General features: G+C 35.7%; 4 protein-coding genes and 1 pseudogene. All 5 read right to left on the reverse strand.

Annotated elements, in window-relative coordinates; genetic code table 11:
- Window positions 1–183: 183 nt before the first annotated feature.
- Window positions 184–624 (reverse strand): hypothetical protein, encoded by a 441-nt coding sequence (locus CXF74_RS20500; RefSeq protein ID WP_101084388.1) that lies wholly within the window; start codon window positions 622–624, stop codon window positions 184–186.
- Between the two features lie 812 nt (window positions 625–1,436).
- Window positions 1,437–1,844 (reverse strand): hypothetical protein, encoded by a 408-nt coding sequence (locus tag CXF74_RS20510; RefSeq protein ID WP_101084390.1) that lies wholly within the window; start codon window positions 1,842–1,844, stop codon window positions 1,437–1,439.
- Window positions 1,845–1,986: 142 nt separating this feature from the next.
- The gene (locus tag CXF74_RS20515; protein WP_101084392.1) at window positions 1,987–2,727 is read right to left on the reverse strand and encodes an HNH endonuclease; all 741 of its coding nucleotides are present in this window, start codon (window positions 2,725–2,727) and stop codon (window positions 1,987–1,989) included.
- Complete coding sequence (locus CXF74_RS20520; protein WP_101084394.1) at window positions 2,727–4,265, reverse strand: AAA family ATPase; 1,539 nt, start codon at window positions 4,263–4,265, stop codon at window positions 2,727–2,729. The genes CXF74_RS20515 and CXF74_RS20520 overlap by 1 nt, the downstream gene beginning before the upstream one ends.
- Before the next feature lie 533 nt (window positions 4,266–4,798).
- A pseudogene (locus CXF74_RS20525) lies at window positions 4,799–5,470 on the reverse strand (hypothetical protein); the annotation flags it as partial.

A 5,470-nucleotide genomic window follows, 5' to 3' on the forward strand; every position in this document is an offset into this window, starting at 1 on the left:
CTTAATATACCGCCTTCATGAAAACACATTACAATTAGCTCGCGTCGGGTCTCACAACGACGTTTTCTAGCTTAGTGAAACAAACAGAGTGAAAAAGGACATCCCTTTATTGATTGGTTCTCGTTTAAAAAGAGTCGGGTGTCCCCGACTGGTTATTTCCTATCCTTATTTGTTATGTGCGTACTATTTAATAACTATCACTATTTCATTTTCTTTATTATTAATACTATTTTTAATAACTTTATAAATATAATCAATATCACGCGGTACAAGATGATATTTATGACGTGATTTACGTAAATATAATTCGTCAAGTTCCGTTATAAAATACATTCTAACAAAATAACCACTAGCATGAATTTCGGTATGATAACTATCACCTTTATTTCTAGCTCGTTGTCCATCTAATATTATATTTCCAGTATCTTTATCTATTTTTATATCAGGGTTATCCCCTACTAGTTTTGAATATACTGATTTTCCAATGTCCTTTAAAAGTTCTTTTTTGACGTCATGCATGTCATCTATCTTTTTCCCTTTTCTATTTTTCCGCTTATTACTTTTTTCATCGTCACTAAGTTCACCCGGAGTTGCCCATCCGTGACCCATTATCATATTTAGCATATAACCCCCAAATCGTGTAATTCACATTATATCTAACTTGAGTGATCTTAAGTGTAATTTATGAGAAAGTATCAAACAACTCAACATTGATTTAAAAGAGACTTTAAGCAAAAAGTAAAAAGTAAAACATAAATGTAACCTACAAACTAGATCTTGTTGTCATGTAGCACATAACGAGGCTGTAGAATTTCTCCTTTTTCAGAAAAAACACTCTTTACATGGACTTTATGGCATTTAAAAACAACGGCTTATAAATAACATATTTACATTTATTTATAAAACCCGAGTTATTCTACAGCCTCAACACCGCATTAAGCGGACAAAAATAGTGGGTTAAAATGTGTAGCGAAGCGATAACAATTAACAATTAAGACCGGACATCCCTATATTCCAAACAATCTGAAAAATTAAAAATAAGTTTCAGAAATAGATAACAACAAACGAAATGCCTGTTTAATCACTAAAATTTTTAGGTAAAAGATACGGATGTCCCAGATTGGGGTACCAAAAAAAGATACGGGTGTCCCCGATTGGTTACGGTGTTCAAAGCTTTGTCCTGAATATTTATCATCACCACACAAAAAGGCACGACGCACTCAACGGGATATACAATGGGATCTTAATGAATAGCAGGGGTATCAGCAAGTGAAATTAGCGTGTCGCGGGATTGTGTCATAAAACCTCCAAGGGAAACCTATACTGTTTATTTAACCATAAGTTACTCTTGAAGTTCAGTTAAAAAGAGTCGGGTGTCCCCTGTTAATTCATGTTGTCAGCAAGTGCTTTAGAAACCAACTTCTTACCTTCAACTTCTAACAATGTATGTTTGATTTAGCTAGGTCCAGTCGTGCAGGGATTACTTCTAGGTTGTGAGCTACATGTAATCCTGAAACGTTCTTGCCTTGAAGTGGAACTACGTGGTCAACGTGATACGGCTCACCAGTTAACCATTCCCAATGTTTGGCCTGTTCATACCACATTTTGATATGATCTTCGTTAGACCATGAAGGATTTGCATTTAGTTTTGTTGCTCTGCGTTTTGCTCTACTAGCATTACGTTTAGCTTTACCTTTTGGTGATTGTCGATAAGCTTTCTGTACAGATTTTATATTATCTTTGTTAGCTTCGTAATACGCTTTGTTATACGATTTTACGCAATTAACACATTCACCCTTTTTGTTGCGTGCTGTCTCAACTCCGCACTTATTACACATTTTCATAAATTTAACCCATAAAAAAAACCCACCAAATAGCTTGTTGTGGACGAGGCTACCTGACAGGGTTTATGTTGTGTTAGTACAGCGTCCACTCTGTTACTAGTGAACTATTTATGCTGATAGGAATTGTTGTTTTCGTTAATAACTATTGATTCACTAATACTAGTGCTTCTTGATAGTCTTCACTTTGAGCTAACAACTCAGTACAAAACTTTGAATGTTTTTCATTGGGCTTAGTTAAAAATAAAATTGAATTTATAGACTCTTTGATTTTTCTTAATCTATGACTACGTTTTCTATCAGTATCTGCTTCGTTGTAGATGCTAATAGCATCTCTAATGTTATCTTCATATTCAGTGAACGAAACCATAAGCGCAGACCTAGGCTTATATAATCTTATTGTGTTTAACCCACAAACTTCAATTGTTGTATCTGCTAATTTCTTCATGTTTTCTGAAACAGGAACAAGTCTAAAATTTTTAAACTTCAAAACAGTGTTTGGTTCAATATCGTATGGATTGATAATTGGCTCTAACAGAACATCATGATTATGTTTACTTTCATTGCATACACCACAAGCAGGTAGATAGTTCTCCCAATTAAAAGTTTCCTTTGGATATAGTGACTTTGGTATAAAGTGTTCAATTGCTACATGCCCTGTTTCTTCTGGTTTTGACTCACAATAAGCACATTTATCATGCGAAGTTCGTTTTAGTTCTTTCTTAACAGAAACGAGCCTGTATTTTGAAATTAAAGTATTCTTCTCGGCATCTGGGATATCTTTATACGAACCATGTTGAACAACTGATGCTAATAAGTCTATTGTCCACTGAGCTTGGTTATCCCTCAAATCATCAGGTTCTACACCTCTTTCAAGTTTGATCATCAGTCGGTAACCTTCAAATCATCAAACGGTTTGGTAACTTCAGTAGTTTCATCTTCAATTTCTTTAGCTGGTTTATCGGTTAGGTCAAATCTAGCTCTCCCTCTAGTAGGCCTAGCTACTAGACTTGATTTAGCTCTCCCTCTAGTAGGCCTAGCTACTAGACTTGATTTAACTCTCCCTCTAGTAGGCCTAGCTGCTAGACTTGATTTAACTACCCCTCTAGTATCCATCATTACGGTTGCGATATCTTCATCACTAACAGCTTTCAGCCCTGCAAGTTTTGTCCTCAAGACCATACAAATAGTATCATCAGGGTGAGTAACCTTTTCTAAATTGACAATAGACTCTTCTAAAGCGCGAATATCTTTATCAGCTAACTTATCAAATGCATCATCAATTAAAACAGCGTAAAGCTTGTTATCTAAGCCTTTAACTCCCATTACATCTTTAAGTATCTGGTCTGTTGTCCAACCTGAATATGATTTACTTTCTGCTTTTAAGTCATACGTATCATCATCAGATTTTCTCATGACAATGACTTCATTTTCTTTCGCGGAAGCTATTAAATGAGGAGAATGTGTAGTAACAATAAACTGAACATTTGGGAATATTACTTCTAAACCATCACGTATTCTTAGTTGCCATTCAGGATGTAGGTGAGCATCTAGTTCATCAATGATAACCGTTCCAGAAGCAGTTCTTATATCTCTGCTTCCTTCATCATTACACTTTTCTATCCATTCAATAATACTTGTAACTATTGTTAAAACTGACTGAAAACCTGATGATAACTGTTCTAGGTAACATTTTTTACCATGTAGTTCAAAAACAGGTTCCATGTCTCGACCTGTATCGACATATTTAAAGTCAGAATCAAATGGAGCTAGCTTTGCTAAGCGACTAGTGAAGTGTTCAAAGTTATTCTTTTCTTCCCAAGCCCAACCTTTATCTATTATAAAGTATCTATTAATAATCCATTGCTTAACTGATGTGCCACTTCCGTTAATTAAAGACATTGTACTTGCCTGTCTGTATTGATTCTGACAATGAACTTTATTATTTTCTTTTTTAATACCTTCTAAACCCAAGTAAGAAATGCTTCTTACTGCGCCTATAAACAGGGGAGATAAGTTGATTTTTTTGCTTTCAAGTTCATATGCATGGAGTAGTCTTCTATTTTCAGCACCTTTATCACTCGGTGTGTTGTGCAATCTAAGTGTATCTTCTCTATATCCACCTATCTTGATTGAACCTTCTCCATGCCCACATCTTATTCTTTCATTATTATGAATAGCATCAAAGTGCAATTCAGAATTCTCTGTGAATTTAGATTCAGTAAAAGAGCGAATATTTGTACAATGTGAGATAATGGCAAGAATTGAGGTCTTACCAACGCCATTCTCACCTGCAATAAAGTTGAAGCCTTTGCTAAATTCAACTGATATTTCTTTAAACGCACGTACTTCTTTTGCATAAACCCGTTCTATATAATTTCCAGACATAGTTAACCTTAATAACTCAGCAATAGTTGATGACATATACACTACATCAAACCTATACCTACCGCTATGTTCGTTATCATATAAATTAAAGACTTGGGAACGAAACAACTTGTGATACTCAATCACGTTCTAAACGTTCTAAACGTTCTAAACGTTCTAAACGTCATAAACACCAATCATCGTAAGCTGAACAAGAACAATTTCCTGTGGGTTCTTCATTCGTATTCCATGATTTGTGACTGCTTCACCATCTACAAACAGCTTGCGTGTTGTAATACCACTCTTACTAACGTGTACTTGAATGCCATGCATAACCTTGTTCTTATAACGCTTAATACCTCGTAATGTTCGAACATACTGGAAACAGGACATCCCTTTCTTGATTCGGTGATATTAACCAAAAATAGGTTTGTGAAATAGATAGCAACAAACGAAATGCCTGTTTAATTTCTAAAAATGTTGAGGGAGAATATAAAATGAGGAAAATACGTAATATTACTGATTTATAGGCACAATAAACCTAAGTGAAACGCCCACCGTGTGTGTTATTAAATCTTAGTCTCAAAAAATCAGTGGTAAATTTGTAGTAACTTGTTCTGACCCGATATCCACTTTTTACCCGTATGCGCAGCAAACAATGCGAGTTCTTCCAATGACCCGACTGCACCATGATATTCTTTACCGAAATCATTGGCTAAACTCAGCCAGGTGTCGTTATCTAACCCAAGTGAGGCTAATAAAGCAGGCGCTTGTGATGATATTGCACCTCGCTTACCTTCACGAATAATGCGACCAGTCCAGTCAACAAGTTCGAGATAATCGATTAAGGTAAAATGAATACCCTGTGCTTCATGTTGATGCTCTGCACCGATGAATTTTACCAATAGCGTATTTTCAACTTCATCGCTCTTTTCAGTCTCATTTGATTTGTTATGAATGCGTTCAAAAACAGAGGTATATTCCGATTTATCAACACTTGATGCCATCTTAGCGCGGATAGGATTCAAGTCGACATATGCCATGCAGGTTAATAATGCTTTCTCATCTAGCAAGGCTTGAGATTTGAATCTGCCTTCCCAGAAACGTCCCTTGCACTTATCTTCTTTATTCGCTTTGACAGCGATAAATTCATTTAGACAACGCATGAACCAAGAGATACTCGACAAACGTTTACGCCACTTTGCAATGATTTCAAGCGCGGCTTCTTTTTGAATATCTGATGTTAACTCGCCTTTTTGCCA

Source organism: Psychromonas sp. Urea-02u-13, from assembly GCF_002835995.1.
Taxonomy (GTDB): Bacteria; Pseudomonadota; Gammaproteobacteria; order Enterobacterales; family Psychromonadaceae; genus Psychromonas.